This window comes from Mesorhizobium sp. B2-4-13 (assembly GCF_006658535.1).
Classification (GTDB): Bacteria; Pseudomonadota; Alphaproteobacteria; order Rhizobiales; family Rhizobiaceae; genus Mesorhizobium; species Mesorhizobium australicum.
Map to the genome: position 1 here is coordinate 740,340 of NZ_VFVB01000003.1, position 25,889 is coordinate 766,228.

The following is a 25,889-nucleotide window of genomic DNA, read 5'->3' on the forward strand; positions in this document are numbered from 1 at the left end:
TGGAGTGGCAGCAGTGGCGGAAACCGTCAAGCGGCAAGCGGAGGAGCGGCGGCCCGCCAACCGTCACGACGCGAAGATGTCGCGTGTGGAAAACCAGACTTGCGCCACCGCGATGAAAGCCAGCGCCGCATTCGACACGCGCTGATGCGTATCGTGGGTGAGAATGATGCGCTGCATGGGCAGCGGATCCGACAGCGGTTTGCAGACGAGGCGCAAGCCGTCATAGCTGCGGTCGCCATGCGGGCGGGTATAGCTGACCGCGACGCCGAAGCCGTTGGCCACCATGCTGCGCTGGAGTTCGAACGAACTTGTTCGCATGTCGGCCACCGGCGACAGGCCACGGCCGCGGAACAGGTCGAGCATATGCTGCCAGCTATGCGGCTGGTCGGTCGTGATCAGCGGGTAGGCGGCCAGATCCGCCAGGCTGACCTCGGGGTGGCCCGCCAGTGCATGGCCCGCCGGCAGCAGCGCATGCGGCCGAAGCTCGTGCAGCAGGATGCGGGCGAAATGCGACGGCAGGCCGAGATCGTAGCTGAGGCCGAGGTCGACTGTGGCGTCCGCCAGGCGTCGCCCAAGCGTCTCGAACGTCTCGTCACGGACGACAACCGCGACCGCTGGATGACGTTCGGAGAAGGCGCGGATAAGGCCCGGCGCGAAAAAGGGCGCCAGATCCTCGAAGCAGCCGAGCACCAGCTCCCCACCGATGGCTGAATTGCCCGCCCCCAGGCTCATGAGTTCGTCAGTCTCGGCAAGAACCTGCTTTGCCTTCGCTACCACGACACGGCCGAACGAGGTCAGCGAAACGCCGCTTCCCCGCTGGCGTACGAATAGTTTCTGGCCGAAATCCCTTTCGATGGTGTCGATGGCCACTGAAACCGACGGCTGCGAAATGTTGATCGCTCGCGCCGCGCCGGTGACGCTGCCATGGCGGGCGACGGCGATGAGATAGCGGAGTTGCGTGAGCGTAAGGCTCATAGTCAAAACCTATGTGTCAGATGAGAAGTTATTATTTTACTGAATGAGAGGACATTGCGATAGTGGCCTCGATCCTGAGAGGAGGACACCATGGCTTCCCAAACCGCCACGCAGCCAATCGTCACCGAAATCATCGATGCGCAGACAATTGCCGACTACCAGCGTGACGGCGCGGTCTGTATCCGCGGCGCCTTCAAGGGCTGGGTCGACACGATTGCCGCCGGCATCGAGCGCAACATGCGGAGCCGCAGCGCCACCGCGTCCGACATCGCTGGCGGCAAGGGCAGCTTCTTCGACGACTACTGCAACTGGGAGCGTATCCCTGAATTCGTCGATGTCGTGCGCAATTCGCCGGCGGCGCGACTGGCGGCCGCGGTGATGCAGTCGCGCACCGCGCAGTTCTTCCACGACCATGTGCTGGTCAAGGAGCCCGGTACGCAGAAACCGACGCCGTGGCACCAGGACATCCCCTATTATTTTGTCGACGGCCAGCAGACGGTGAGCTTCTGGATCCCCATCGATCCGGTGAAGGAAGCGACGCTGCGCCTGATCGCCGGCTCGCACAGATGGGACAAGATGATCCTGCCGGTGCGCTGGCTGGACGACGGCAATTTTTACGCGGCCGAGGGCGATTATCGTCCGGTGCCCGATCCCGACACCGATCCGTCGATGAAAGTTATCGAATGGGAGATGGAGCCGGGCGACGCCATCCTGTTCGACTTCAGGACGGCACACGGCGCGCGCGGCAATATGACCGCGGCCCGGCGCCGGGCGTTGTCGCTGCGCTGGGTCGGCGACGATGCCCATTATGTCGAGCGACCGGGCCGCACCTCGCCGCCCTATCACGGCCATGGCATGCAGCCGGGACAGAAGCTGCGCGAGGATTGGTTTCCGGTGGTCTTTCAGGGCTGAACGAGCGCCGGAATAGGGGCGGTGGTGGCCGGCGCCCTATTCGACAGGGATAACGTTCCCGTGCGCAATCCACCCTGATGCCTTGACCCGTCGCCCAGAGAGCAATAGCGGGTTGTTTTCTCTATGGGATAGGCGGCATCAAGAGGTGGCCATGAACGTTCTTCTTCTCGGCTCCGGCGGCCGCGAACATGCGCTGGCCTGGAAGATCGCCGCTTCGCCGCTGCTGACCAAGCTCTACGCGGCCCCCGGCAATCCGGGCATCGGCGGCGAGGCCGAACTGGTGAAGCTTGATATCACCGATCATGCCGCGGTCGTTGCCTTCTGCCGGGAGAAGAAAATCGATCTCGTCGTGGTCGGCCCGGAAGGGCCGCTCGTCGCCGGCATCGCCGATGATCTGCGCGCCGAAAACATCCGCGTCTTCGGGCCTTCGAAGGCCGCCGCGCGGCTGGAAGGTTCGAAGGGTTTCACCAAGGACCTCTGCGCCCGGTACAACATTCCGACCGCCGCCTATGGCCGGTTCGGCGACCTGGCCTCGGCCAAGGCCTATGTCGAGAAGACGGGCGCGCCGATCGTCATCAAGGCCGACGGGCTCGCAGCCGGCAAGGGTGTCACCGTCGCCATGACGATGGACGAGGCACGGGCGGCACTCGCTTCCTGCTTTGACGGGTCCTTCGGTGCTGCCGGCGCGGAGGTGGTGGTCGAGGAATTCATGACCGGCGAGGAGGCGAGTTTCTTCTGCCTCTGCGACGGCACCACGGCGCTTCCCTTCGGCACCGCGCAGGACCACAAGCGCGTCGGTGATGGCGACGTCGGTCCCAACACCGGCGGCATGGGCGCCTATTCGCCGGCCCCGGTAATGACGCCTGACATGATCGAGCGCACCATGCGTGAGATCATCGAGCCGACCATGCGCGGCATGGCCGAGCTTGGCGCGCCTTTCGCCGGGATTCTGTTCGCCGGACTGATGATCACGGAAAGCGGGCCGAAGCTGATCGAATACAACACCCGCTTCGGCGATCCGGAATGCCAGGTGCTGATGATGCGGCTCAGGGATGACCTGCTGGTGCTGCTCAATGCCGCGACCGATGGCCAGCTCGCGCATATGTCGGTGCGCTGGCGTGACGAGGCGGCGCTGACCGTCGTGATGGCGGCCAGGGGCTATCCCGGCACACCGGAGAAAGGCTCCGTCATCCGCGGCGTCGAGGACGCCGCCGGTGAAGGCGTCCAGATTTTCCATGCCGGCACCGCAATCAATGGCGGTGCGCTGGTCGCCAATGGCGGCCGTGTGCTCAATGTCACGGCGAGCGGCGCCACCGTCGGAGAGGCGCAGGCGCGGGCCTATGCCGCCCTCGACCGCATCGACTGGCCGGACGGGTTCTGCCGCCGCGACATAGGCTGGCGGGCCGTGGCGCGCGAGCAGGCCGGCTGAAGCTCCGACCGGGTGGCGGCTATTGCTGACTTCGGTCGAGGGTTGTCGAAGCGGTGCTGACCGGGTCGGCCGCGGCAAAGGCGGCGTCAAGCTGTTCGGGGGAACGCTGCCCGCCCCGCTTCCAGGCCACATATTGGACAATGCCGAACCCCGGCCGTCGCGGCACCGTCTTCACGACTGGCATGCGGAACCCGTCGCGAAATTTTGACCACCGCGAACCAAGCACGGCGACCATTTCCTCGAAGGTCGGCGGCGTCGCCACATCGGCATAAATGATGGTGGCCTTGCCGGCGAGCGCGGCTTCCCGCGAGAGCGGCACTGGTACGCTGGCAAGATAATCGGCAGGCACGTCGATCAGGCCACCGAAAGGCCATTGCTGGCGCAGAGTGACGGCATCCGTGGGCGCCACGTTGACGTCGATGTTGTCGGGTGTGCCGGCAACCCTGTAGGGACAACGGAAGCGGCCGCAATTGGCCTGCGCCGAGAACTGCCAGAGCGCGTAGCCCTGCCAGTTGCCCATCGGAAAATGCACGTCGATGTCAGGCTTATAGCGCGCGTACCAAAGCGGCAGCCGCGACAAGAGCCGGTATTTGTAGCGGTTGTCGGCGATATATTGGGCGGTCTTGCCGTTGGTGTAGAGCACCGGGAAACGGCCGATTCGCCGATGCACCTGGCGGGCGAACTCCTCGGCATCGTCGAGCGACATCCATTGCGAGGGATCGATGCCCTCGATGTCGAGGGCCATGAGGTCGTCCGGTGCGGGGTCGGCGAAATCGAGGAAATTGTTGGCCTGTTCGACCGGATTGCCGGGACGGGCGAGATGATAGGCGCCCCATTTCATGCCGAGCGCCTTGGCCACGACCCTGCGTGTCTGGAACAATTCGCGCGTCACCGCGTGGCGTTTCCACAATGCCTTGCACAGTTTCACGTCAGTGTCGCCGCCGAAACAGAAATAGGGCGGCGGCATGCCGTCGGAAGCCTTGTTGATGAAGGCGACGATGCGCTTGTCGGTGGCAAGCTGGGCCCAGTCGATGGAATTGTATTCGTAGGCGTCGATGACGAGCGCGCGGTCAGCGCTCTTCCACGGCTCGGAGAAGTCCGAAGCCTTTGCCGCCGTGCCCAGCACAATCGCTGCCGCGAAAGCGAGAAGCGCCGTGCGGCGAAGGAGGCGCGCCGTCCTTTTCAAAACAGGGAATCCCCGTTGATCAAGGGTAAATCCTGGACCGCTATGGTTAAGAAAATATTTCTCGGACCCTGGTGCGGGATAAGCTAGCGCCGGCTGAACGGTTGAAATTCGAACGGGTTGGGCGCGGGCTCCTGTTGCAGCGTACCTTCGGCGGCGCGTTTGCGGTGGTGGGCAAGCGAGCATCGCGGCGAGCACAATATGCCGCGATCCGACCAGTAGGCGGCACCATTTCCCAGGTCGCCGTGATAATAGGAAAACCCGGTTGCCCGATAGGGCAAACCGCATTCGATGCAGCGATAGGCGTCAGGTCTGGCAAGCATGGGAATGTTCCGGTCGCTGGTTTTCCGTCGCCGGTCGATTTGGCCCGGCATCTGTCGAATTTAATACAGCCCTGCCTGATTGCAAAATCAGCGTGACAAAATTTGACGTTTACGTAAAAAGGCGATCGGAGACCGCCCAAAGGCGGATGGTTTTGCGGCGGCACTGGCTCTACGGTCGACGAGGCCGATGCATAAGGGAGGATCGAGCGGCATGTATCGGGCACCGGTCGAGGATATCGCGTTCACCCTGAAGCATGTGGCCGGCATGAAATCCGCCATCGACACGGGAGCGTTCGGAGACCTCAGCGAGGATCTGGTCGACGCCGTCCTTGGTGAGGCGGGCCGTTTCGCCTCCGAGGAGGTGGCCCCCCTTTATAAAATCGGCGACGAACATGGCGCCGTGCTCAGGGATGCCGCGGTGACCACGCCTCCGGGCTGGAAGGAACTCTATCGCCGCTGGATCGAAGGCGGCTGGAATGCGCTCTCCGGGCCGGAAGAGTATGGCGGCCAGGCACTGCCGACCATGCTCGGCGTCGCCGCACTCGAAATGTGGAACTCCGCCGCCATGGCCTTCGGCATCGGCCCGACGCTGACCATGGGCGCGGTCGAGGCGCTCGACAAGCACGCTTCCGAGGAACTCAAGGCGACATATCTGGCAAAGCTCGTCTCCGGCGAATGGATGGGCACGATGAACCTGACCGAGCCGCAGGCCGGATCGGACCTCGCCGCCTTGCGCGCCCGCGCCGAGCCCGCCGGCGACGGCACCTACCGCCTCTTCGGCCAGAAGATATTCATCACTTACGGCGAGCACGATTTCACCGACAACATCATCCATCTGGTGCTGGCGCGGCTTCCCGATGCGCCGGCCGGAACGCGTGGCATCTCGCTGTTCCTGGTGCCGAAATTCCTGGTCGGCGACGATGGCTCGCTCGGCGCGCGCAACGACGTCTTCTGTTCCGGCCTCGAGCACAAGCTCGGCATCCATGCCTCGCCGACCTGCACCATGATCTATGGCGACGGTTTTCAAGGCGCCAGGCCTGGCGCCATCGGCTGGCTGATCGGCGAGGAGAACAAAGGCCTCGCCTGCATGTTCACCATGATGAACAATGCCCGCCTTGCTGTCGGGATGCAGGGCGTCGCGGTCGCGGAAGCAGCGACCCAGAAGGCGATTGCCTATTCCAATGAACGCCGCCAGGGCAAGGCGGCGGATTACGCCGGCGCCGGCATGGCGCCGATCGTCCATCACCCCGACGTGCAGCGCAATCTCCTGACCATGAAGGCGCTAACCCAGATCGCGCGGTCGATCAGTTATTCCTGTGCCCATGCCATCGACATGGCGCGCGTGTCGTCTGGCGGCGAGGCGACGCATTGGCGCGACCGTGCTAATTTGCTGACTCCGCTCGCCAAGGCGTTTTCGACCGATGTCGGCGTGGAAGTCGCCTCGCTCGGCGTCCAGGTGCATGGCGGCATGGGCTTCATCGAGGAAACGGGTGCGGCCGCGTACTATCGCGACGCGCGCATCGCGCCGATCTATGAAGGCACGAACGGCATCCAGGCGATCGACCTGGTGACCCGAAAACTGCCGCTTGGCGGCGGCGAGCATGTGCATGGCTATATCGACGAACTGGCCGGCATCGCCAATGCGGTGCGAACGTCGAACCTCGAAGGTTTTGGCCGCACCGCCGACACTCTCGATCAGGCGCTCTCCGATTTGACGCAAGCGACGCGTTTCCTGCAGAAATTGTCGGCCGAGGGCCGGACGGAGGAGGCGCTGGCTGGCGCGACACCGTATCTCCGGCTGATCTCGCTTGCCGCCGGCGGCGCTTATCTGGCGCGGGCCGCTCTTGCCGACCAAGGCCGCATCGCGCTTTGCCGCTTCTTCGCCGAGAACCTGCTTGGCGAAGCCAGCGCTTTGAAGGAGCGCGTCATCGACGGCGCCGTCAGCCTGGCTGCTGCCGCCGAGGCACTGATTTCCGCCTGACCTTCACAAGGAAAACACCGTGACAGACCACATCCTCGTCGAGCGCCAGGGCGCCATCCAGATCATCCGCATGAACCGGCCGGACAAGAAGAACGCGCTGACGCGTGCCATGTATGCGAAAATGTCGGCGGCCCTTGCCGAAGGCGACGCCGATCCGGCGGTCCGCGTTCATGTCTTTCTCGGCGTGCCGGGCGCCTTTTCCTCCGGCAACGACCTTGCCGATTTCATGGTCGTGGCCACCGGCGGCGATGGCGGCACCGAAGTCTGGGATTTCCTGATCGCCCTGGCCGAGGTCGAAAAGCCCATCGTGTCCGGCGTCGACGGTATCGCGGTCGGCATCGGCACCACGATCAACCTGCACTGCGACCTGACTTTCGCCACGCCGCGCACCGTGTTTCGGACCCCCTTCGTCGATCTCGGCCTCGTGCCCGAGGCAGGATCGAGCCTTTTGGCGCCCCGCATCCTGGGCCAGCAGGGTGCTTTCGCGCTGCTCGGTCTCGGTGAGGGATTTTCGGCCGAGCGCGCGAAGGCCGCCGGGCTGATCTACGAGGTGGTCGAGGAAGGTGGGCTGGAGGCTTCGGTGCTTGCAGCGGCCGGCCAGATCGCGGCCAAGCCACCGCAAGCGCTCAAGATCGCGCGCGACCTGATGCGTGGCTCACGCGACGATCTGGTTGCCCGCATCGGGATAGAGAGCGAGCATTTCCGCGAGCGGCTGAAATCCGACGAGGCGCGCGCCGCCCTCACGGCATTCATGACCAGGAAAAAGGGCTAATGGTTCGTCAGGGATAGAGCCTGGCCTTGTCCCAGCCGCCTGCCGCGTTGCGTGAAAAGACGACGCGGTCATGCAGCCGGAACGGCCGGTCGTGCCAGAATTCGATCGTCTTCGGCACGATCCGGAAGCCCGACCAATGTTTCGGTCGCGGGATTTCGCCGATGGCATAACGCGCCGTGTATTCTGCGACCGCCTTTTCCAGCGCGAAGCGGCTTTCCAGCGGGCGCGATTGCTTCGACGCCCAGGCGCCGATGCGGCTGCCGCGTGGCCGCGTGGCGTAATAGCTGTCGGCTTCCGCATCGCTGACGAGCTCCACCGGACCGCGAATGCGCACCTGGCGGCGCAGCGATTTCCAATGGAAACACATCGCCGCCTTCATGCTGCCAAGAATCTCCTGGCCCTTGGCGCTCTCGAAATTCGTGTAGAACACAAAGCCGCTTTCATCGAACCCCTTGAGCAGCACCATCCTTACGTCCGGCATGCCCTCGGCATCGACGGTCGCCAATGCCACGCCATTGGCATCGTTGATTTCGCTCTTGGTAGCGTCGTCCAGCCATGCGGCAAAGAGGCGAAACGGCTCGGCCGCCTCGGTAAAGTCACTGCTTGTTAACTCTGTGTCACTCATAGTTTTTCTCAAATTGTCACGAGACCAGGGAGGTTGCCGATTGTCGCGTATCGCGCAAGCTTTTGACAGCAGGCAATGGGGCGTTATCGCTTCAGCCAGCACGAAAGCGGCGATCGTGGCAGTCGCCCTGCCGCTCGCGGCCTGCGGTGCAGGTGGCTTCAGCCTGGAAAAGGCCGAAGTCGACCGCTCGATCCTGACCAGCAGCACATCGGCTTCGCCCAAGCCGGCCGATTCGGATCGCGACTCCGACCAGACGACGATCGGCAATGCGGTATCGTCCGCCGATATCGAGCAACTCGGCGGCCAGGCGGTGCCGTGGGCGAACACCGGCACCGGCTCGCGCGGCTCCATCACCGAACTGGCGGAATTGAAGGACAGCGGCCAGACCTGCCGCCGCTTCAAGGTTTCGCGCGAAAGCTTTGACGGCGTTGCCATGTTCCAAGGCGAACTCTGTCTTGCCGGTGCCGGCGGCTGGCGCATGCAGGGCTTCAAGGCACTCTGATTTTCCGCCGTCGATATGAAGGTCCGCTACTGGAATTTCTTCCTATGCGAGCGCATATAGGGGGCAAGTATGGACTCAACTCATTTCCAGGGCAGGAAGCATGCGCGACCCCTATGAGGTGCTGGGCGTTGCAAAGAACGCATCGGCCAAGGACATAAAATCGGCGTACCGGAAACTCGCCAAGAAGCATCATCCGGACCAGAATCCGAATGATCCCAAGGCGAAGGACCGTTTTGCCGCGGCCAATCAGGCCTATGAGGTCATCGGCGACGAGAAGAACCGTGCGGCTTTCGATCGTGGCGAGATCGACGCCGACGGCAAGCCGCGTTTCCAGGGTTTTGAAGGTGCGGCCGGCGGTGGCGACCCCTTTGCCGGGTTCCGCCGCCAGCAACAGGGCGCCGGAGGCTCGCGATTCGAGTTCCGTTCGGGCCGTCCGGGCGGCGATCCATTCGACGGCAACAGCGATATCTTCAGCCAGATCTTCGGCGATGCCTTTTCAGGCGCGCGCGGGCCAGGCGCGGGCGACCGCCGCCAGGCGGCGACAGCAGCCGACCTGAACGTCACGCTCGACGTCACCATCGAGGAAGCGGCCAATGCCGAGAAGGTGACGGCGATGTTCCCGGATGGCCGCAAGGTTGCGGTCAAGCTGCCGGCCTATGTCGAGGATGGCCAGACCATCCGGCTGAAGGGCCAGGGCGAGCAGGGACCGGGCCAACCCGGCGACGCACTGGTCAAGATCCATATCCGCCGGCATCCACGTTACCGCATCGAAGGCCGTGACCTGCACGCCGACCTGCCGGTTTCGCTGGCCGATGCGGTGCTGGGCGCCAAGGTGCCGGTCGAGACGCCGACAGGCAGGCTTGCGGTCAACGTTCCCGCCTGGTCGAGCTCGGACAAGGTCCTGCGGCTCAAGGGCAGGGGCTTGCCGGAGAAAGCCGGCGGCCATGGCGATCTCTATGCCCATGTGCGCATCATGCTGCCGGAAGGCGGCGACAGCGCGCTGGAATCGCTGTTGCGCGGCCAAAAAGGCTGATCGAGAGCTTTTGTCCCCCGAACTGTCCGCTTTGAACGCTTGAAGGGGCTGTATGCCTGTGCGATAGGCACTCCACAAAGCAGATATCTTGCGGAGAACACGCATATGGCGGGTGGACAGGGCCTGATGGCCGGCAAGCGCGGCCTGATTCTTGGCGTCGCCAACAACAGGTCGATCGCTTATGGCATTGCCAAAGCCTGCGTCGATCACGGCGCCGAGATAGCGCTGACCTATCAGGGCGAAGCCTTCAAGAAGCGCGTGGAGCCGCTGGCGGCGGAACTGGGCGCCTTTGTCGCCGGCCATTGCGACGTAACCGATCCGGCGAGCCTGGACGAGGTCTTCGCCAATGTCGCCAAGCATTGGGGCAAGCTCGACTTCCTCGTGCACGCCATTGCCTTTTCCGATAAGGACGAGCTGACCGGCCGCTATGTCGAGACGACGCGCGACAATTTCCTGCGCACCATGGACATTTCGGTCTATTCCTTCACCACCATCGCCAAGCGCGCTGAAGCGCTGATGACCGAGGGCGGTTCGCTGCTGACGCTGACCTATTACGGCGCCGAGAAGGTCATGCCGCACTATAACGTCATGGGCGTCGCCAAGGCGGCACTGGAGGCCAGCGTGCGTTATCTCGCCGTCGACCTTGGCGCCAAGAAGATCCGTGTCAACGCCATCTCGGCCGGTCCGATCAAGACGCTTGCCGCCTCCGGCATCGGCGACTTCCGCTACATCCTGAAGTGGAACGAATACAATTCGCCACTGAAGCAGACGGTCACGCAGGAAGAGGTCGGCGATTCCGGCGTCTATTTCCTGTCCGACCTGTCGCGTGGCGTCACCGGCGAAGTGCACCATGTCGATTCCGGCTACCACGTCGTCGGCATGAAAGCGGTCGACGCACCCGATATTTCGACGGTCAAGGATTAGCTCTCCCCGCCTTTCCTCCGTCCAGGCCCTGGCCCGATCTCCGGAAGAGCTGATGTACCCGCTGGTTTATATCGTGCGCCACGGCCAGACCGCGTGGAATGCCGAGTTCCGGCTTCAGGGCCAGGCCGATACCGATCTCAATGCTCTCGGCCGCGAACAGGCGAGCGCAAACGGGCATCGGCTGGCCGAACTCGTCGGCGCTCCCCAGGAATTCGACTTCGTCGCCAGTCCGATGAGACGCACGCGCGAAACGATGGAACGCATCCGCGCCGCCATGAGGCTCGATCCGCTCGCCTATCGAACCGATATCAGACTGATTGAAGTCAATTTCGGCGATTGGCAGAGTTTTACCTTCGCCGAGCTTGAGAGGCAGTCGCCCGGCGCGAGCCGATCCCGCGCACTGGACAAGTGGAATTTTCAGCCGCCAGGTGAAGGCGCGGAGAGCTACCAGATGCTGCTCGAACGGGTGAAGCCATGGTTCGATGAGCTTCGGGGGCAGACGATTTGCGTGACGCACGGGGGCGTCATGCGCACCCTGTTTCGCTTCGTGCTCGATATGGCCGAGGACGAGGCCGCGAACCTGGAGATACCGCAGGATCGCGTGCTCAAACTTGAAGGCAGGAGCCTGGAGTGGCTCGCCCGGTGACGCCAACTCCTAGTTCGTGTCGCTGTCCCCCGGCAGCTGCATGTCGGTGACGACGTTTTCGCCATCGGTCACATCGTAAGCAATGACGATGTCCATCCCCGGCTTCAGCGCATCAAGATCGGTTTCGGCGTTCAGCTTGTAAGATTTGCCGTCGTCCAGCGTCAGCGTCAGCGCGTCCTTGTCGATCTTCTTGATCAGGCCTTCGGTCTGGCCGGCAAAGGCGGCGGTGGAGAGCAGCAGCGTGGCGGCAACAGCGCCAATCAGGGTACGCATCATCGTCCTCTTTGGTCATTGCGCCGGCCTGGGTGGCGGCGGATCCTCAACGGCGAATGGAGGAGAGCAGAAACCAACCGAATGTGTCAAAACTAAATCCGTCGGATCACAGTTTGACCACTGTGGAAAACGCCAATAGAAGGCTGGCTTCAGCCGGTTTCGATGCCGGGCAGGGCACTTTCCATGTCTCACAACACGTTCGGCCATCTTTTCCGCGTCACCACCTGGGGCGAGAGCCATGGCGCGGCGCTCGGCTGCGTGGTCGATGGTTGTCCGCCGGGTATCCGTTTCACGCGCGATGAAATCCAGGCCGAACTCGACAAGCGCCGCCCGGGTCAGTCGCGCTTCGTCACGCAGCGCCGCGAGCCGGACGAAGTGAAGATCCTCTCAGGCTTCGTCCTCGACGAGGACGGCGCGACGATGATCACCACCGGCACGCCGGTGTCGATGTTGATCGAGAATGTCGATCAACGCTCGAAGGACTATGGCGAGATCGCCCGCCAGTTCCGGCCGGGCCATGCCGACTACACCTACGACGTCAAATACGGCATACGCGACTATCGCGGCGGCGGCCGCTCCTCGGCACGCGAGACCGCTGCCAGGGTCGCTGCCGGCGCGCTCGCCCGCAAAGTGGTGCCGGGCATGGTGGTGCGCGGCGCGCTCGTGTCGATGGGCGAAAAGTCGATCGACCGCGCCAACTGGAACTGGAATTTCATCGGCGATGCCGAGAACCCGTTCTTCACGCCGGATCCGGCTTCGATTCCTGTTTTCACGCGGTATCTCGACGGTATCCGCAAGGCCGGTTCCTCGGTTGGCGCGGTGATCGAGATCGTCGCCGACGGTGTGCCTGCCGGCCTCGGCGCGCCGATCTACGCCAAGCTCGACCAGGACATCGCGTCCGGCTTGATGTCGATCAACGCCGTCAAGGGCGTCGAGATCGGCAATGGTTTCGAGGCCGCCCGCATCACCGGCGAACAGAATGCCGACGAGATGCGCATGGGCAATGACGGCAAGCCGGTGTTCCTGTCCAACAATGCCGGCGGCATCCTGGGCGGCATCTCGACGGGCCAGGCGATCGTCGCCCGTTTTGCGGTGAAGCCGACTTCGTCGATCCTGACGCCGCGCAAATCGATCGACAAGGACGGCAGGGATGTCGAAGTGATGACCAAGGGTCGCCACGATCCTTGCGTCGGCATCCGAGCCGTGCCGATCGGCGAGGCCATGGTTGCCTGCGCCATTGCCGACCACTATCTGCGGCACAGAGGACAGACGGGGAAGGGAGGGGAATAGGGCCGTAGGGCAGTAGGGCAGTAGGGCAGTAGGTTACGCAGCCAGCCGAAACAGCCAGGATTTTCCTTTCCCCTACTGCCTTACTGCCCTATTCCCCTACTGCCCTGCGAGCAAAGCGAGCGTTCCATGCCTTACGACCAGAAGAAGATTGTCGAAGCCATCCGCGCCTTCGAACGCGGCGAGATCGTCGTCGTCATGGACGATGACGGGCGCGAGAACGAGGGCGACCTGATCGTCGCCGCCGTCCATTGCACGCCGGAGAAGATGGCCTTCATCGTTCGCAACACGTCGGGCATCGTCTGCACGCCGATGCCGCGCGAGGAGGCTAAACGGCTGAACCTCGCGCCGATGGTGGCCGACAATGATTCGGCTCACACCACCGCCTTTACCGTCAGCGTCGACTTCAAGCATGGCACGACGACAGGCATTTCGGCCGACGACCGCACGCTGACCGTGCGCAACCTCGCCAACGGCAATGTCGGCGCCTCCGATTTCGTCCGCCCTGGCCACATCTTCCCGCTCATCGCGCGCGAGGGCGGCGTCTTGATGCGCTCGGGTCATACCGAGGCGGCGGTCGATTTGTGCAAGCTCGCCGGCCTGCCGCCGATCGGCGTGATCTCGGAACTGGTCAACGACGACGGCACCGTCAAGCGCGGCCCGCAGGTCGCGGCTTTCGCCGAGGAGCATGGCCTCAAGCAGGTATCGGTCGCCGACCTCATCGCTTACCGGCAGCGCAAGGAGACCCTGGTCGAGCGCGTCGCCTGCTCCGACATCGAGACGCTGGGCGGCAAGGCGCAGGTCTTCACCTACACGCTGCCCTGGGACACGATGCATCACGTCGCCATCGTCTTCGGCGACATCCGCGATGGCGAGGAGGTGCCGGTGCGGCTGCATTCGGAGGATGTGGTGACCGACGTGTTCGGAACCAGCCACCGGCTCGACGGCATCATGAAGGCGATGGGCGAGCGCAAGCGCGGCGTCATTGTCTATCTCAGGGAAGGCTCGGTCGGCGTTGCCCACCAGGAGCGCAACCGGCCGGCGCCAGGCGACCGCGAGGACCATGAAGAGGCGCGCCGGCGCGAGAGCGAATGGCGCGAGATCGGCCTTGGCGCCCAGATCCTGAAGGACCTCGGCATTTCATCCATTAACCTGATTGCCTCGCGCGAACGCCACTATGTCGGCCTCGAGGGTTTTGGCATTCACATCGCCAAGACCGAGATCCTCTGATCTCGACAAACCCTGCCTGTCACTCGGCCGGGATTGCCGCCTCGCATCCTTCCAACTCGCATTCGTGGGTGGCGAGGCTGCGCTGGCCGAGCAGCACCGTGATCAGCGCGATAGCGCCTGACGTCACCGAGACCCAGAATCCGTTCTGGGCGCCGAATGCATCCACCACGGCGCCGGCGGCGAAGGAGCCCAGCGCCATGCCGATGCCGATCCCGGTGGTTACCCAGGTGATGCCTTCGGTCAGCATCGCTTCCGGGACATGCCGCTCGATCAGGCCGAAGGCGGTGATGAAGGTCGGCGAGATCGCCACGCCACTGATGAAGACAGTCAGCGCGAGCGCTGGCACGGTGCTGGCGGTAAGCGGCAGCAGTGTGCCGAGCGCGACCAAGGCAACCGCGATGGCGAGCTGGCGTTGCAGCGGTGCTTTCAGGTTGAGCGCGCCGATGATGATGCCGAGCACGAAGGAGCCCAGCGCATAGACGCCGATGACGAGACTGGCAGTGCCCGGCTGGCCGAGTTCCTTGGTGATCGCCACCGTGCTCACCTCCGTCGTCGCGAAGGTCGCGCCGATGAAGATCATGGCGAAGGTGATGATTTGGACCGGCCCCAGGCGGATTGCCGAGCCGCTGGAGCCATGGTCCACCGGCCGCACTTGCGGCTCGGTCGAACGCTGCAGAATGAAGGCTGTCGAGCCCAAGGCGAGGAACAGCGTGCTGACGAGCACGCCCGCTTCCGGGAACAGCGCGGCGCTGAGGCCCACAGACAGCGATGCGCCGGCGATATAGACCAGTTCGTCCGCCGCCGACTCGAAGGCGAAGGCGGTGTTCATCTCGGACCGGCCCCGGAAAATCTCGGTCCAGCGCGCCCGCACCATGGCCGGCATGCTTGGCATCGCCGCGGCCAGCAGTGCCGACGCGAACAGCGTCCATACCGGCCAGCCTTGATTGGCCGATGCGATCAGGGCCGCGAATGCGAGCACGGAGATGATGGTGGTGGGTACGACAACCCGCGTCTGGCCGAGGCGGTCGACCAACCTCGATATCTGCGGCGCCAGGAAGGCATTGGCCAAGGCGAATGTCGCCGAAACCGCACCCGCCAGCCAGTATTCGCCACGCGTCTGCGACAGCATCGCCACGATGCCGATCGGCGCCATGGCGATCGGCAGGCGCGCCATGAAGCCGGCGGCGGCAAAGCCCGTGGCTCCGGGAGCGCGAAAGATTTCCGAATAGGGGTTTTGCATGATCCTGTTCCTCGACAAGGGGCGATTCGACAATTACATACGAGACGTATAAGTGTTAAATAGAGCATACGTCGCGTATGTCAATTGGCATACGGAGCGTATGTAAGTAAGGCCAGAAGCATGCATCGACCGCGCAAGGAGATGATCGCCGAGACACGCGCCAAGCTGATCGCCGCGGCGCGCCAGGCTTTCGGCACCATCGGCTATGCCGAAGCGTCGATGGATGATTTCACCGCGTCGGCCGGGCTGACGCGCGGCGCCCTTTATCATCACTTCGGCGACAAGAAGGGACTGCTTGAGGCGGTTATCGCCGAAATCGACGCGGAAATGGCGGCCCGGGTGAATGAGGTCGCGTCGCGGGCGCCGACCCGCTGGCAGCATTTCGTCGACGAATGCACCACCTATATCGAAATGGCGCTGGAGCCGGAAATCCAGCGCATCATGTTCCGGGATGGTCCGGCTGTGCTGGGCGATCCGGCACTGTGGTCGAATGCCAATGCCTGCGTCGGTTCAATGACCGATCATCTGACAGCGCTGCAGCGGGAAGGGGTGGTCGTCCCCGGCGTCGACCCGGAGTCGGCAGCGCGGCTGATCAATGGGGCGAGCAGCCAGGCCGCGCAGCGCATCGCCAATTCGCAAGATCCCGAAGCGACATCGAAGATGGTGGTGGCCGCGTTCAAGCAATTGCTCGAAGGCCTGCTGAAAAAGCCGGAAGCGCTTTCAAGATGAACCACCATGGCAGTCCCGCCACTGCCTGCAATTGACAATAGCCGGTTTGAGCGCATCCTCCGCAGCCATCTCTGAGGGGAGATTCGGGCATGTGGGATTTCGATATCGGCAGGTCGGTGTCCATCATGATGCGGACCTGGCCTTTCATTGTCTTTCGCATGATCATCTATTTTGGGATCACCCTGGCCTACATCGTGGCCACCGGCACCGGCGCCTCCGTCGGCTATGGCGTCGGCCATATTTCCACCGATCCCGACGGACCATTGTCTTTTGCGATGTGGGGCGGCGTGGTCGGTTTCGGCATCGTCTCGATCGCCGTCCACTGGATCCGCGAATACATCCTCTACGTCGTCAAGGCGGGCCATATCGCCGTCATGGTGCATCTGATCGAGGGCCATGATATTCCCAATGGCCAGAACCAGATCGCCTACGCGAAAGAGGTCGTGACCGAGCGTTTTGCCGAGGCCAACATCCTTTTCGTCGTCGACCAATTGGTCAAGGGCGCCATACGCGCCATCACCGGCCTGCTCGGCGGCATCGCGGCCTTCCTGCCCATTCCTGGCCTGAGCGGCCTGGTTTCGTTCCTCAACACGGTGATTCGCCTGTCGCTGACCTATGTCGACGAGATCATTCTCGGCTACAACATCCGCAACAGTTCGTCCTCGCCGTTCGAAACCGCGCGCCAAGGCGTTGTGCTCTACGCCCAGAACGGCAAGACCATGGTCAAGAATGCCGTCTGGCTAGGGGTCATCATGTGGGGCGTGTCGTTCGTGATTTTCCTGCTGATGCTGGCTCCGGCAGCCGCTATTCTTTACGTCATGCCCGGGCAGCTCGCCGGCTGGGCTTTCGTGCTGGCAATCGTCTTTGCCTGGGCTTTCAAGGCGGCCTTCATCGAGCCGTTCGCCATTGCCTGCCTGATGCAGGTCTATTTCAAGACCATCGAGGGTCAGGTGCCCGATGCCGCCTGGGACGCCAGGCTGGCCGAAGCCTCGTCGAAGTTCAGGGAACTCAAGGACAGGGCACTGGCTTCTTTCGGTGGCTCACGGTGGGGCACTGCCGGCGCGACGAGCTGATCAACCGGCCTCGCCGGCGCACCGGCGACGGTGCCGAGGCGCGCCACTGCTGATTTGAGCGGCGCTTCGCCTTGTCCGCGAAAAGTCTCGCTCATGATAAGCTCGGGCAACGGCAGCCGCCGGCCCCAGCCGTGTGTTTCGAGATCCGGCTTCGGTGCGAATTCGGAAACGCGGCCGACGCAGAGATAGGCGATCGGCGTCACTTGATCGGGAATACCCAGCAAGCTTTTCAGCGCTTGCGCCTCGATGATGCTGACCCAGCCGACGCCGACGCCCTCGGCGCGTGCCGCCAGCCAAAAATTCTGCACCGCGCAGACCGTGCTGTAGAGATCCATCTCCGGATTGTGCCAGCGCCCCAGCGGCGAGCCTTTCGAGCGCTCGCGGTCGCAGGTGATGCAGATGTTGAGCGCGCTTTCGCAAATGCCTTCCAGCTTAAGCTTGCGGTAGAGCGCCTGCCGTTCTGCCTCGATTTCAGGCAGTTCCCGTTCTCGCGCGGCCAGGAACAGGTCGCGCACTTCCGCCCGCCGCGCGGCATCGCGAATGACGATGAAGTTCCAGGGTTGCATGAAGCCGACCGATGGCGCGTGATGGGCGGCAAGCAGCAGCCGCGCCAGCACTTCGTCGTCGATCGCTTCCGATGTAAAATGGCTGCGGACGTCGCGCCGCGTAAACATGGCGCGGTAAACAGCGTCGCGCGCAATCTGGTCAAATCCATCGCCCATTGGAGCGGTCATAGCTTCCGGCATCGCTTGTCCCCTTGCGATTGCAATCGATGTCATCCGCCTGACCATGCGGATGACGATGCCTGCCAGGCCGGTCTTCTGGCTCGGGATCAACCCGCGTCCGGTGCCTTCCCGTCATCGACAGTGGCATTTTACCGGCGCGGTCCCCCTCACAGCGTTGGGCACGCCACGGAGTTCAACCGTGTTCCCGATTCTCCCGCCAAGGCATTTGCAGCCAAGTGGAATCACTTGGCGTCGCAGAATGTCGCTAAAACAAACAGCCCGGCGGGCACCAGGCAGTGGTTGCGACCTTACGCCGAAGGGCCGGCGCCGCCAATGCCCGCAGCGACATGAATGGACGCAGGTTCGATTTTCCCCAGCGATCAAGCCGCAACGCATGGCCATCACGACGCCGGGGCACTAGATAGGGGGCATGGCCACCCGTCTCTACACGCACCCGATCTTTCTCGAACACATCACGCCGCCCGGTCACCCCGAGCGGCCCGACCGCCTGCGCGCCATCGAGCGCGTGCTCGACGACGAAGCTTTTGCCACGCTTGACCGCGTCGAGGCACCGCACGGCGACGAGGCGACCATCCTCTACGCGCATCCCGCCGATTTCGTCGCGCGTGTCCGCGCCGCCATCCCCGACGAAGGCATTGCCCGCATCGACGCCGACACCACCGCCAGCCCGAAAAGCTGGCAAGCGGTGATTACGGCGATCGGTGCCGCCAATGCTGCCGTCGACGACGTCTTTGCGGGCCGCGCCGACAACGTTTTCGTCGCCGCCCGTCCGCCCGGCCACCATGCCGAAAAGACCACGGCCATGGGCTTCTGCTTCTTCAACACGGCGGCAATCGCAGCGCGCCATGCGCAGAAGAAGCACGGCGCCGAGCGTGTCGCGGTCGTCGACTGGGACGTGCACCACGGCAACGGCACGCAGGATATTTTCTGGGACGATCCCTCGGTGCTCTATTGCTCGACGCACCAGATGCCGCTTTATCCCGGCACGGGCGCGAAGAGTGAGACCGGCGCCGGCAACATCGTCAATGCGCCGCTGGCGCCTCGGACGGGCAGCGAGGTGTTTCGCGATGCGTTCCTGTCGCGCGTGCTGCCGGCACTCGACAATTTCGCGCCGGATCTGATTATCGTTTCGGCCGGCTTCGACGCGCACCATCGCGACCCGCTGGCGAAAATCAATCTGACCGAGGACGATTTCGACTGGGCGACCGGCCAGCTGATGCAGCGCGCCGCAATCCACGGCGGCAACCGGCTCGTCAGCCTGCTCGAGGGCGGCTACGATCTGCAGGGATTGGCATTTTCGGTCGCCGCCCATGTCGGGCGACTGATGAAAGGATGAATGATGACCGGTGAGATCAACGAAGACGTCAAGGCGATGAGCTTTGAACAGGCACTCGACGCACTGGAGAAGATCGTCGATGATCTGGAGCGTGGCGACGTGCCGCTCGACCAGTCGATCCGGATTTACGAGCGCGGGGAGGCGCTGAAGGTTCATTGCGACCGGCTGCTGAAGGCCGCCGAGGACAAGGTCGAGAAGATCAGGCTGTCGCGCGACGGCAAGCCGGTTGGAACCGAGCCGCTCGACGCGGACTGAGGTCCGGAGCAGCCTTACCGGTTTTTGGACACGATCATCATTGAGGATACAGTTCGTCCCGATTGAAACGGACAAGAGGAGATACGGAAGCGATGTGCAGAAACATCAAGACCCTGTTCAATTTTGATCCGCCGGCAACCAACGACGAAGTCCGCGACGCGGCACTGCAGTTTGTCCGCAAGCTGAGCGGCACGACGCGGCCTTCTGCCAAGAACCAGCATGTGTTCGATCATGCGGTCGAAGCCATCGCGGCATCCGCACGCGAATTGCTCGATTCCCTCGAAACCCACCAGCATCCTCGCAATCGCGAAGAGGTGGCGGCCAAATTAAAAGCGAAAGCGGCGATCCGGTTCGCCTGATATGCCCAAGCGCCCACTGACCGCTGACGAGGAGAGTTCATGAGCTTCTTCCCCGGCAAGGACCCTGAGGCCGGCGATGCCTTCGCCAGCGACCAGATCGAGCTGATGGTTATCCCCAACGCCAAGGACATTGGCGGTTTCGAGGTGCGTCGCGCCTTGCCGACCGCCAAGCGGCGCCTGGTCGGGCCGTTCATCTTCTTCGATCGAATGGGTCCCGCGATCATGCGCGCGGGCCAGGCGCTCGATGTCCGTCCCCACCCGCATATCGGCCTGTCGACCGTGACCTATCTGTTCGACGGCAAGATCAGGCACCGCGATTCGCTCGGCACCGAAATGGTCATTCAACCCGGCGACGTGAACCTGATGACGGCCGGTCGCGGCATCGTCCACTCCGAGCGCACGCCGCAGGAATTGCGCGGCGCGCCGATGTCGATCTCCGGCCTGCAGACCTGGTTGGCTCTGCCGGACGGCAAGGAAGAGGTGGCACCGGTGTTCGAGAACACAGCGGCGCTGCGGCTTCCCGAAATCGACGCCGAAGGCGTCAGCGGCCGCGTCGTCATCGGTGATTTCCAGGGTTTGCGATCTCCGGTGCGGGCCGATTCCGAAACGCTCTACGCAGATTTGCGGCTGGCGCCCGGCGCCAGCGTAAAAATCCCAGCCGATGCCGAGGAGCGCGCCATCTACACGCTGGAGGGCGAGGTCTCGATTTCGGGTGATGCGTTCCCAGCGGAACGGCTGCTGGTATTCCGGCCCGGCGACGAGATCGTCATATCGTCATCGACCGGTGCGCATTTCATGCTGTTCGGCGGCGCCTCGCTTGGTTCGAAGCGCTACATCTGGTGGAATTTCGTTTCCTCGTCCAAGGAGCGCATCGAGCAGGCCAAGCAGGAATGGAAGACTGGCCGCTTCGATATCGTTCCTGGCGATGAGAAAGAATTCATACCGCTGCCGGAAGGCTGAGAAGATCGGTGATGCGCTGACCGTCCGCGTCAGCGACACGCATTTACTTTCGCCGGCCGGCGGCCTATCCCGCCGATGAACAGAAAGTCTGGGCCCAACGTGAACGCAACGCCGCATACGCCGCTTCTCGATAGGGTTCGCGTCCCGGCCGACCTGCGCACGCTGGCCGAGAGCGACTTGCCGCAACTGGCATCAGAGCTTCGCCTCGAACTGATCGACGCGGTGTCGCGCACCGGCGGCCATCTCGGTGCCGGCCTTGGCGTGGTCGAACTGACGGTGGCGCTGCATTATGTCTTCAACACACCCGATGACCGGCTGATCTGGGATGTCGGCCACCAGGCCTATCCGCACAAGATACTGACCGGCCGTCGCGACCGCATCCGCACCTTGCGCCAGGAAGGCGGGTTGTCGGGCTTCACCCGCCGAGCCGAGAGCGAATACGACCCGTTCGGCGCCGCCCACTCCTCGACATCGATATCGGCCGGCCTCGGCATGGCCGCCGCCCGCGACCTCTCAGGCGGGCGCAACAATGTCATCTCCGTCATCGGCGACGGCGCCATGTCGGCCGGCATGGCTTATGAGGCGATGAACAATGCCGGCGCGCTCGATGCGCGCCTCATCGTCATCCTCAACGACAATGACATGTCGATCGCCCCGCCAACCGGCGCCATGAGCGCCTATCTGGCGCGTCTGGCTTCCGGCAAGGCCTATGTCGGCCTGCGCGACTTCGGCAAGAAGCTGACCTCCTATCTCGGCAAGCGGGCCGATCGAGCCATCACCCGCGCGGTCGAGCATGCGCGCGGTTACGTCACCGGCGGCACCTTGTTCGAGGAACTCGGCTTCTATCACATCGGCCCGATTGACGGTCACAATCTGGAGCATCTCATCCCGGTCCTGAAAAATGTCCGTGACAACGGCAAGGGTCCGGTGCTGATCCATGTCGTCACCCAGAAGGGCAAGGGCTACGCGCCGGCGGAAGCGGCCGCCGACAAGTATCATGGCGTCAACAAATTCGACGTCATCACCGGCGCACAGGCCAAGGCGCCGGCCAATGCACCGGCCTACACCAAGGTGTTTGCCGAAAGCCTGATCCAGGAGGGGCGCGAGGACGACCGCATCGTCGCCGTCACCGCCGCGATGCCGGGCGGCACCGGCCTCGACCTGTTCGGCGAGGTGTTTCCGTCAAGGACTTTCGACGTCGGCATTGCCGAGCAGCATGCGGTGACCTTCGCCGCCGGCCTGGCGACGGAAGGCTACAAGCCCTTCGCCGCGATCTATTCGACCTTCCTGCAGCGCGCCTACGATCAGGTCGTCCATGACGTCGCGATCCAGAAACTGCCGGTGCGTTTCCCCATCGATCGCGCCGGCTTTGTCGGCGCCGACGGTGCCACCCATTGCGGCGCCTTCGACACCACCTTCCTGGCAAGCCTGCCGGGCTTTGTCGTAATGGCCGCGGCCGACGAGGCGGAATTGCGTCACATGGTGCGCACCGCCGCCAGCTATGACGACGGGCCGATCGCCTTCCGCTATCCGCGCGGCAACGGCGTCGGCGTCGACATGCCCGAGCGCGGCTCTGTTCTGGAGATCGGCAAAGGCCGCATCGTCCGGGAAGGCAGCAAGGTTGCCCTCCTGTCCTTCGGCACAAGGCTGCAGGATTGCCTCATCGCGGCCGAGGAACTCGGCGCGGCCGGGCTTTCCACCACGGTCGCCGATGCCCGTTTCGCCAAGCCGCTCGACCAGGATCTGATCCGGCGGCTGGCCCGCTCGCATGAGGTTCTGGTGACGGTGGAGGAGGGCGCAATTGGCGGCTTCGCCAGCCATGTGCTGCAATTCCTCGCCCATGAAGGACTGCTCGAAAGCGGCCTGAAGGTACGCCCGCTGGTGCTGCCGGATGACTTCACCGACCACGCCAAGCCAGAGAAGATGTATGCCGATGCTGGCCTCGACGTCGCCGGAATCGTGCGCACCGTATTCACCGCGCTCGGTCATACGGTCCGCGCCCAGCGCGCCTGAATCAAAACCTCAACAGCTTGAATCAGTTTGCCGGCTCGATTTTATAAGGCATTGTTAACGTTGCCGTTTGGCGTTTTGCTTACCCTGTCCCTTGGCCGTTTTTCAACGCCGCCCTGCTAGATCACAGCCAGGCAGGGAGACAACGAGAATGAAGACGCTTCTGTGCGGCGCGGCCTTCTTGGCGGTGATGGTCGTACCGGCTGCCGCCGAAACGCCCTACGACCGCAATCTCGAAAAGGCGGCGATAGGCATTGTCGCCGGCAAGATGGGCGATATCCGCGGCGGCTTTTCCTACAAGCAAATTCCGCAGCTTGTGGTGCCGCCGGATCCTTCGCCTGTATCACCTGTTGCGACCGGGCATGCGCGTGAGCAGGCTTCAGGCGGTCGAGACGACGGTTTGTCTCCAGCCATCGAGCGCCAGGCTCCGCGAACCATCTTCTAAAACCACATGTCGCGTACGCAGCGGCCGTCGCGCGGCAGATCGTCGTAAGTGTCGAGGCCATCGAAATGGTCGATCGGCAGATCGGCGACGGCCTCGGGGGGCGCCAGCCGGACATTGACGGCCATGCGTCTTCGACCCGAGGCGCTGGCGCGCAGTCCGCGCCAGCCGAGCACGCAGGCGCAACGCGGGCAGAACAGGATCTCGAGCGACGGGTCTTCCTGTCCGGCGCGCGTATAGCTGCCCATTGGCCCCGAAACGCGAATGCGTTCGTCGACATAATCATAGGCCCAGAGCGTGCCATAGCGGCGGCAAAGCGTGCAGTTGCAGGCCGTCACCGGGCCGGGGTCGCCCTCCAGCGTCCAGTGGGCGGCGCCACAGTGGCAGGTTCCCGTCAGCATTCGTTCTCCTTCGAGTTGCGACAAACAGAGGGCTCTTCGTGACCAATATTCTGCCGGACCCGGCATGATGGGCGCAAGCCGCAGCCTGGTTCGATGCACCAGCCGCTCTCGTAGGATCACTTTGGTCCATCTAATGTCCTTGCCTTCACCGCGGGCTTTCGTCAGAGAAGGCCGATGAACTCGCCTCTGCCAGCCAGCACACGCCAGCGGCTCGACGACCTGCTCGTCCAGCGCGGGCTGTTTGCCAGCCGCTCGCGCGCCCGCGACGCGGTGGAGCGCGGCACGGTGACGGTCGACGGCGCCATAGCCCGCAAGCCCGGCCAGAACGTTTCGCCGCAATGCGTTGTCGCCATCGACGATCCGGCGCAAGCCTATGTCTCGCGCGCCGCGCTCAAGCTGATCGCCGGGCTCGACCATTTCAGCCTCGACCCGGCCGGTCGCGAGGCCCTCGACATCGGCGCCTCGACCGGCGGTTTCACCCAGGTGCTGCTCGAACGCGGCGCGTCCCATGTCACGGCAATCGATGTCGGGCATGGCCAGATGCATCCTGATGTCGGTGGTGATCCGCGCGTGACCGTGATCGAGGGCCTGAACGCGCGCGATCTCACCGTTGCCGATCTTGCCGGCCGCAATCCGGATTTCATCGTTTCCGACGTCAGTTTCATCTCGGTGAAACTGGCGCTGCCGCCGGCACTCGCCATTGCCAATCCCGGCGCCGGTGCGATCTTTCTGGTCAAGCCGCAATTCGAGGCCGGTCGCGAGGCGATCGGCAAGGGCGGTTTGTTGAAGGATCCCTTCGATGCCGCCCGTGTCGCGGGCCTGCTGCAGGATTGGCTGGATGCCGTTCCCGGCTGGCGCTCGCTTGGCCTGCATCTGTCGCCGATCGAAGGTGGCGACGGCAATCGCGAATTCCTGCTCGGTGGGATCAAGGACCGATGAGCGTACGCTTCACAATACGAAAGCTCGGATCGCAGGGCGACGGCATCGCCGAAACCGAGAGCGGCGATCTGTTCATTCCCTTCACGCTGCCAGGCGAGATCGTCACCGCCGCGCGCGAGCGGGATCGCGCCACGCTGATGGCGGTGCTGGAAGCCTCTCCGCTGCGCGTCGAACCAGCCTGTCGCCATTTCACCGAATGCGGCGGCTGTGCCCTCCAGCATTTCGAGACCGAAGCCTATCGCCGATGGAAACGCGAAAAGGTGGTGCACGCATTGAAGGGCAAGGGCATCGAGTGCGAGATTGGCGAACTGGTCGCCTGCGCGCCGCAGTCGCGCCGCCGCGTCGTGCTTGCCGCCCGGCGCACGGACGCAGGCATGCTGCTCGGCTTCAATCGCCATCTGTCGCCCGAGATCATCTCCATATCCGAATGCCCGATCTCACTGCCCGAGATCGTCGCGGCACTCGGCCAGCTGAGGGCGCTGGCCGAATTGATATGCGCCACCACCAAATCGTTCCGGATGGCGGTCACCGTTACGGGTTCCGGCCTCGACATCGCGGTGCACGAGTCAGGCAAGCTCGGCGAACACCAGCGCCGTATCGCCTCCAACTTTGTCGTTGCGCAAGGCTTTGCCAGGCTGTCCATCGATGACGAGATCGTCATCGAACCAAGGAAGCCCGTGGTCATGTTCGGCAGTGTTGCGGTCGCCGTGCCGCCCGGCGCCTTTCTGCAGGCGACGGAGGCCGCCGAACGGACCATGGCCGAGATCGTCGCCGGACATCTGAAGCGTGCAAAAAAAATTGCCGATCTCTTTGCCGGTTGCGGCAGCTTTGCCTTGCGGCTGGCGGCGAAATCGGAAGTCCATGCGGTCGAAGGCGACGCGGCCGCGCTTTCGGCGCTCGACCGGGCATCACGTTTCGCGACCGGCCTCAAGCGGGTGACGGGCGAACGACGCGACCTGTTTCGCCGGCCACTGACCTTCAAGGAGTTGAACGCCTTCGACGGCCTTGTCTTCGATCCGCCGCGCGCCGGCGCCGAAGACCAGTCGACGCAGATCGCCCGCTCGGACGTTCCATACGTTGCCGCGGTGTCTTGCAACCCGGTGACGCTGGCCCGCGACCTGCGCATTCTCATCGACGGCGGCTATACCCTGAACAGCGTGACGCCAATCGATCAGTTCCTGTGGTCGCCACATGTCGAGGCGGTCGCCTTGCTGGAAAAACCCAAGAAGAGGCGCGGCTGAGCACGTTTCGTTCAGACTGCTGAGGCCACAGAAAACCGCGCTTCCGAAGCGCTGCTGCGGGAT

The 25,889-nt window shown here is 63.7% G+C and carries 27 protein-coding genes, 1 pseudogene and 1 riboswitch; of the genes and pseudogenes, 20 read left to right on the forward strand and 8 right to left on the reverse strand.

Annotation, left to right across the window (positions count from 1 at the left end):
- Nucleotides 1–63 precede the first annotated feature (63 nt).
- Nucleotides 64–975 (reverse strand): LysR family transcriptional regulator, encoded by a 912-nt coding sequence (locus FJ936_RS11560; protein WP_141906580.1) that lies wholly within the window; start codon nucleotides 973–975, stop codon nucleotides 64–66.
- Nucleotides 976–1,065: 90 nt separating this feature from the next.
- Between FJ936_RS11560 and FJ936_RS11565 the strand changes: the two genes are divergently transcribed.
- A complete protein-coding gene (locus tag FJ936_RS11565; RefSeq protein ID WP_015318827.1) occupies nucleotides 1,066–1,887 on the forward strand; it encodes a phytanoyl-CoA dioxygenase family protein in 822 nt (273 codons plus the stop codon).
- Nucleotides 1,888–2,038: 151 nt separating this feature from the next.
- Nucleotides 2,039–3,316, forward strand: a complete 1,278-nt coding sequence (gene purD / locus FJ936_RS11570) for a phosphoribosylamine--glycine ligase (RefSeq protein WP_141906581.1) — start codon at nucleotides 2,039–2,041, stop codon at nucleotides 3,314–3,316.
- Nucleotides 3,317–3,335: 19 nt separating this feature from the next.
- Here purD and FJ936_RS11575 read toward each other — a convergent pair whose 3' ends face one another.
- Nucleotides 3,336–4,445 (reverse strand): glycoside hydrolase family 25 protein, encoded by a 1,110-nt coding sequence (locus FJ936_RS11575; RefSeq protein ID WP_141906607.1) that lies wholly within the window; start codon nucleotides 4,443–4,445, stop codon nucleotides 3,336–3,338.
- Between the two features lie 140 nt (nucleotides 4,446–4,585).
- Complete coding sequence (locus FJ936_RS11580) at nucleotides 4,586–4,822, reverse strand: hypothetical protein (protein ID WP_141906582.1); 237 nt, start codon at nucleotides 4,820–4,822, stop codon at nucleotides 4,586–4,588.
- Between the two features lie 211 nt (nucleotides 4,823–5,033).
- Between FJ936_RS11580 and FJ936_RS11585 the strand changes: the two genes are divergently transcribed.
- Both FJ936_RS11585 and FJ936_RS11590 read left to right on the forward strand, forming a co-directional pair.
- Nucleotides 5,034–6,803, forward strand: coding sequence for an acyl-CoA dehydrogenase family protein (locus FJ936_RS11585; protein ID WP_141906583.1), 1,770 nt, complete (start codon nucleotides 5,034–5,036; stop codon nucleotides 6,801–6,803).
- Nucleotides 6,804–6,822: 19 nt separating this feature from the next.
- A complete protein-coding gene (locus FJ936_RS11590) occupies nucleotides 6,823–7,575 on the forward strand; it encodes a crotonase/enoyl-CoA hydratase family protein (RefSeq protein WP_141906584.1) in 753 nt (250 codons plus the stop codon).
- Between the two features lie 7 nt (nucleotides 7,576–7,582).
- Here the strand turns inward: FJ936_RS11590 and pdxH are convergent, their stop codons facing one another.
- Nucleotides 7,583–8,200, reverse strand: a complete 618-nt coding sequence (gene pdxH, locus FJ936_RS11595; RefSeq protein WP_140617306.1) for a pyridoxamine 5'-phosphate oxidase — start codon at nucleotides 8,198–8,200, stop codon at nucleotides 7,583–7,585.
- Nucleotides 8,201–8,240: 40 nt separating this feature from the next.
- Here pdxH and FJ936_RS11600 point away from each other — a divergent pair, with 40 nt between their 5' ends.
- The 4 genes from FJ936_RS11600 to FJ936_RS11615 all read left to right on the forward strand — a co-directional run bounded on the left by FJ936_RS11600 (nucleotide 8,241) and on the right by FJ936_RS11615 (nucleotide 11,305).
- Nucleotides 8,241–8,702, forward strand: coding sequence for an RT0821/Lpp0805 family surface protein (locus FJ936_RS11600; protein WP_015318820.1), 462 nt, complete (start codon nucleotides 8,241–8,243; stop codon nucleotides 8,700–8,702).
- A gap of 100 nt (nucleotides 8,703–8,802) precedes the next feature.
- Nucleotides 8,803–9,735, forward strand: coding sequence for a J domain-containing protein (locus tag FJ936_RS11605; protein WP_140724792.1), 933 nt, complete (start codon nucleotides 8,803–8,805; stop codon nucleotides 9,733–9,735).
- A 105-nt stretch (nucleotides 9,736–9,840) separates the two neighbouring features.
- The gene (gene fabI, locus FJ936_RS11610; RefSeq protein ID WP_015318818.1) at nucleotides 9,841–10,659 is read left to right on the forward strand and encodes an enoyl-ACP reductase FabI; all 819 of its coding nucleotides are present in this window, start codon (nucleotides 9,841–9,843) and stop codon (nucleotides 10,657–10,659) included.
- 52 nt (nucleotides 10,660–10,711) lie between these two features.
- On the forward strand, nucleotides 10,712–11,305 hold the full coding sequence (locus FJ936_RS11615; RefSeq protein ID WP_140661424.1) for a histidine phosphatase family protein: 594 nt from the start codon (nucleotides 10,712–10,714) through the stop codon (nucleotides 11,303–11,305).
- A gap of 9 nt (nucleotides 11,306–11,314) precedes the next feature.
- Here FJ936_RS11615 and FJ936_RS11620 read toward each other — a convergent pair whose 3' ends face one another.
- Nucleotides 11,315–11,578, reverse strand: coding sequence for a DUF1344 domain-containing protein (locus FJ936_RS11620; protein ID WP_015318816.1), 264 nt, complete (start codon nucleotides 11,576–11,578; stop codon nucleotides 11,315–11,317).
- 183 nt (nucleotides 11,579–11,761) lie between these two features.
- On the opposite strand from FJ936_RS11620, the gene aroC reads away from it, so the two are divergent.
- Nucleotides 11,762–12,868 (forward strand): chorismate synthase, encoded by a 1,107-nt coding sequence (aroC, locus tag FJ936_RS11625; RefSeq protein ID WP_140793768.1) that lies wholly within the window; start codon nucleotides 11,762–11,764, stop codon nucleotides 12,866–12,868.
- 126 nt (nucleotides 12,869–12,994) lie between these two features.
- On the forward strand, nucleotides 12,995–14,095 hold the full coding sequence (gene ribB, locus FJ936_RS11630; RefSeq protein ID WP_015318814.1) for a 3,4-dihydroxy-2-butanone-4-phosphate synthase: 1,101 nt from the start codon (nucleotides 12,995–12,997) through the stop codon (nucleotides 14,093–14,095).
- A gap of 19 nt (nucleotides 14,096–14,114) precedes the next feature.
- Here the strand turns inward: ribB and FJ936_RS11635 are convergent, their stop codons facing one another.
- Nucleotides 14,115–15,335 (reverse strand): MFS transporter, encoded by a 1,221-nt coding sequence (locus FJ936_RS11635; RefSeq protein ID WP_140724798.1) that lies wholly within the window; start codon nucleotides 15,333–15,335, stop codon nucleotides 14,115–14,117.
- A 120-nt stretch (nucleotides 15,336–15,455) separates the two neighbouring features.
- On the opposite strand from FJ936_RS11635, the gene FJ936_RS11640 reads away from it, so the two are divergent.
- The gene (locus FJ936_RS11640) at nucleotides 15,456–16,064 is read left to right on the forward strand and encodes a TetR/AcrR family transcriptional regulator (protein WP_015318812.1); all 609 of its coding nucleotides are present in this window, start codon (nucleotides 15,456–15,458) and stop codon (nucleotides 16,062–16,064) included.
- Nucleotides 16,065–16,153: 89 nt separating this feature from the next.
- Nucleotides 16,154–17,137 carry a hypothetical protein gene (locus tag FJ936_RS11645; RefSeq protein ID WP_246680452.1) on the forward strand — a complete coding sequence of 328 codons (984 nt, stop codon included), beginning with the start codon at nucleotides 16,154–16,156 and terminating at the stop codon, nucleotides 17,135–17,137.
- Nucleotides 17,138–17,253: 116 nt separating this feature from the next.
- Here FJ936_RS11645 and bluB read toward each other — a convergent pair.
- Nucleotides 17,254–17,928, reverse strand: a pseudogene (gene bluB / locus FJ936_RS30880) (5,6-dimethylbenzimidazole synthase); the annotation flags it as partial.
- 2 nt (nucleotides 17,929–17,930) lie between these two features.
- Nucleotides 17,931–18,114: riboswitch (cobalamin riboswitch) on the reverse strand.
- A gap of 178 nt (nucleotides 18,115–18,292) precedes the next feature.
- On the opposite strand from bluB, the gene FJ936_RS11655 reads away from it, so the two are divergent.
- The 6 genes from FJ936_RS11655 to FJ936_RS11680 all read left to right on the forward strand — a co-directional run bounded on the left by FJ936_RS11655 (nucleotide 18,293) and on the right by FJ936_RS11680 (nucleotide 23,248).
- Nucleotides 18,293–19,219 (forward strand): histone deacetylase family protein, encoded by a 927-nt coding sequence (locus tag FJ936_RS11655; protein ID WP_141906585.1) that lies wholly within the window; start codon nucleotides 18,293–18,295, stop codon nucleotides 19,217–19,219.
- Between the two features lie 3 nt (nucleotides 19,220–19,222).
- Entirely contained in the window at nucleotides 19,223–19,474 is a 252-nt protein-coding gene (locus tag FJ936_RS11660; protein ID WP_015318808.1) for an exodeoxyribonuclease VII small subunit, read from the forward strand.
- A 92-nt stretch (nucleotides 19,475–19,566) separates the two neighbouring features.
- On the forward strand, nucleotides 19,567–19,833 hold the full coding sequence (locus tag FJ936_RS11665; protein ID WP_140724805.1) for a DUF2277 domain-containing protein: 267 nt from the start codon (nucleotides 19,567–19,569) through the stop codon (nucleotides 19,831–19,833).
- A 39-nt stretch (nucleotides 19,834–19,872) separates the two neighbouring features.
- Nucleotides 19,873–20,793 (forward strand): pirin family protein, encoded by a 921-nt coding sequence (locus tag FJ936_RS11670; RefSeq protein WP_140791879.1) that lies wholly within the window; start codon nucleotides 19,873–19,875, stop codon nucleotides 20,791–20,793.
- A gap of 75 nt (nucleotides 20,794–20,868) precedes the next feature.
- The gene (gene dxs / locus FJ936_RS11675; protein ID WP_181171393.1) at nucleotides 20,869–22,806 is read left to right on the forward strand and encodes a 1-deoxy-D-xylulose-5-phosphate synthase; all 1,938 of its coding nucleotides are present in this window, start codon (nucleotides 20,869–20,871) and stop codon (nucleotides 22,804–22,806) included.
- A 148-nt stretch (nucleotides 22,807–22,954) separates the two neighbouring features.
- Entirely contained in the window at nucleotides 22,955–23,248 is a 294-nt protein-coding gene (locus FJ936_RS11680; RefSeq protein WP_015318804.1) for a hypothetical protein, read from the forward strand.
- Here the strand turns inward: FJ936_RS11680 and FJ936_RS11685 are convergent.
- The gene (locus FJ936_RS11685) at nucleotides 23,245–23,646 is read right to left on the reverse strand and encodes a GFA family protein (protein ID WP_140617295.1); all 402 of its coding nucleotides are present in this window, start codon (nucleotides 23,644–23,646) and stop codon (nucleotides 23,245–23,247) included. The two genes, FJ936_RS11680 and FJ936_RS11685, sit on opposite strands and share 4 nt — an antisense overlap.
- A gap of 174 nt (nucleotides 23,647–23,820) precedes the next feature.
- Between FJ936_RS11685 and FJ936_RS11690 the strand changes: the two genes are divergently transcribed.
- Both FJ936_RS11690 and FJ936_RS11695 read left to right on the forward strand, forming a co-directional pair.
- Nucleotides 23,821–24,585, forward strand: coding sequence for a TlyA family RNA methyltransferase (locus FJ936_RS11690; protein WP_140724814.1), 765 nt, complete (start codon nucleotides 23,821–23,823; stop codon nucleotides 24,583–24,585).
- On the forward strand, nucleotides 24,582–25,826 hold the full coding sequence (locus FJ936_RS11695) for a class I SAM-dependent RNA methyltransferase (RefSeq protein WP_140791881.1): 1,245 nt from the start codon (nucleotides 24,582–24,584) through the stop codon (nucleotides 25,824–25,826). The genes FJ936_RS11690 and FJ936_RS11695 overlap by 4 nt, the downstream gene beginning before the upstream one ends.
- Nucleotides 25,827–25,889: the final 63 nt, after the last annotated feature.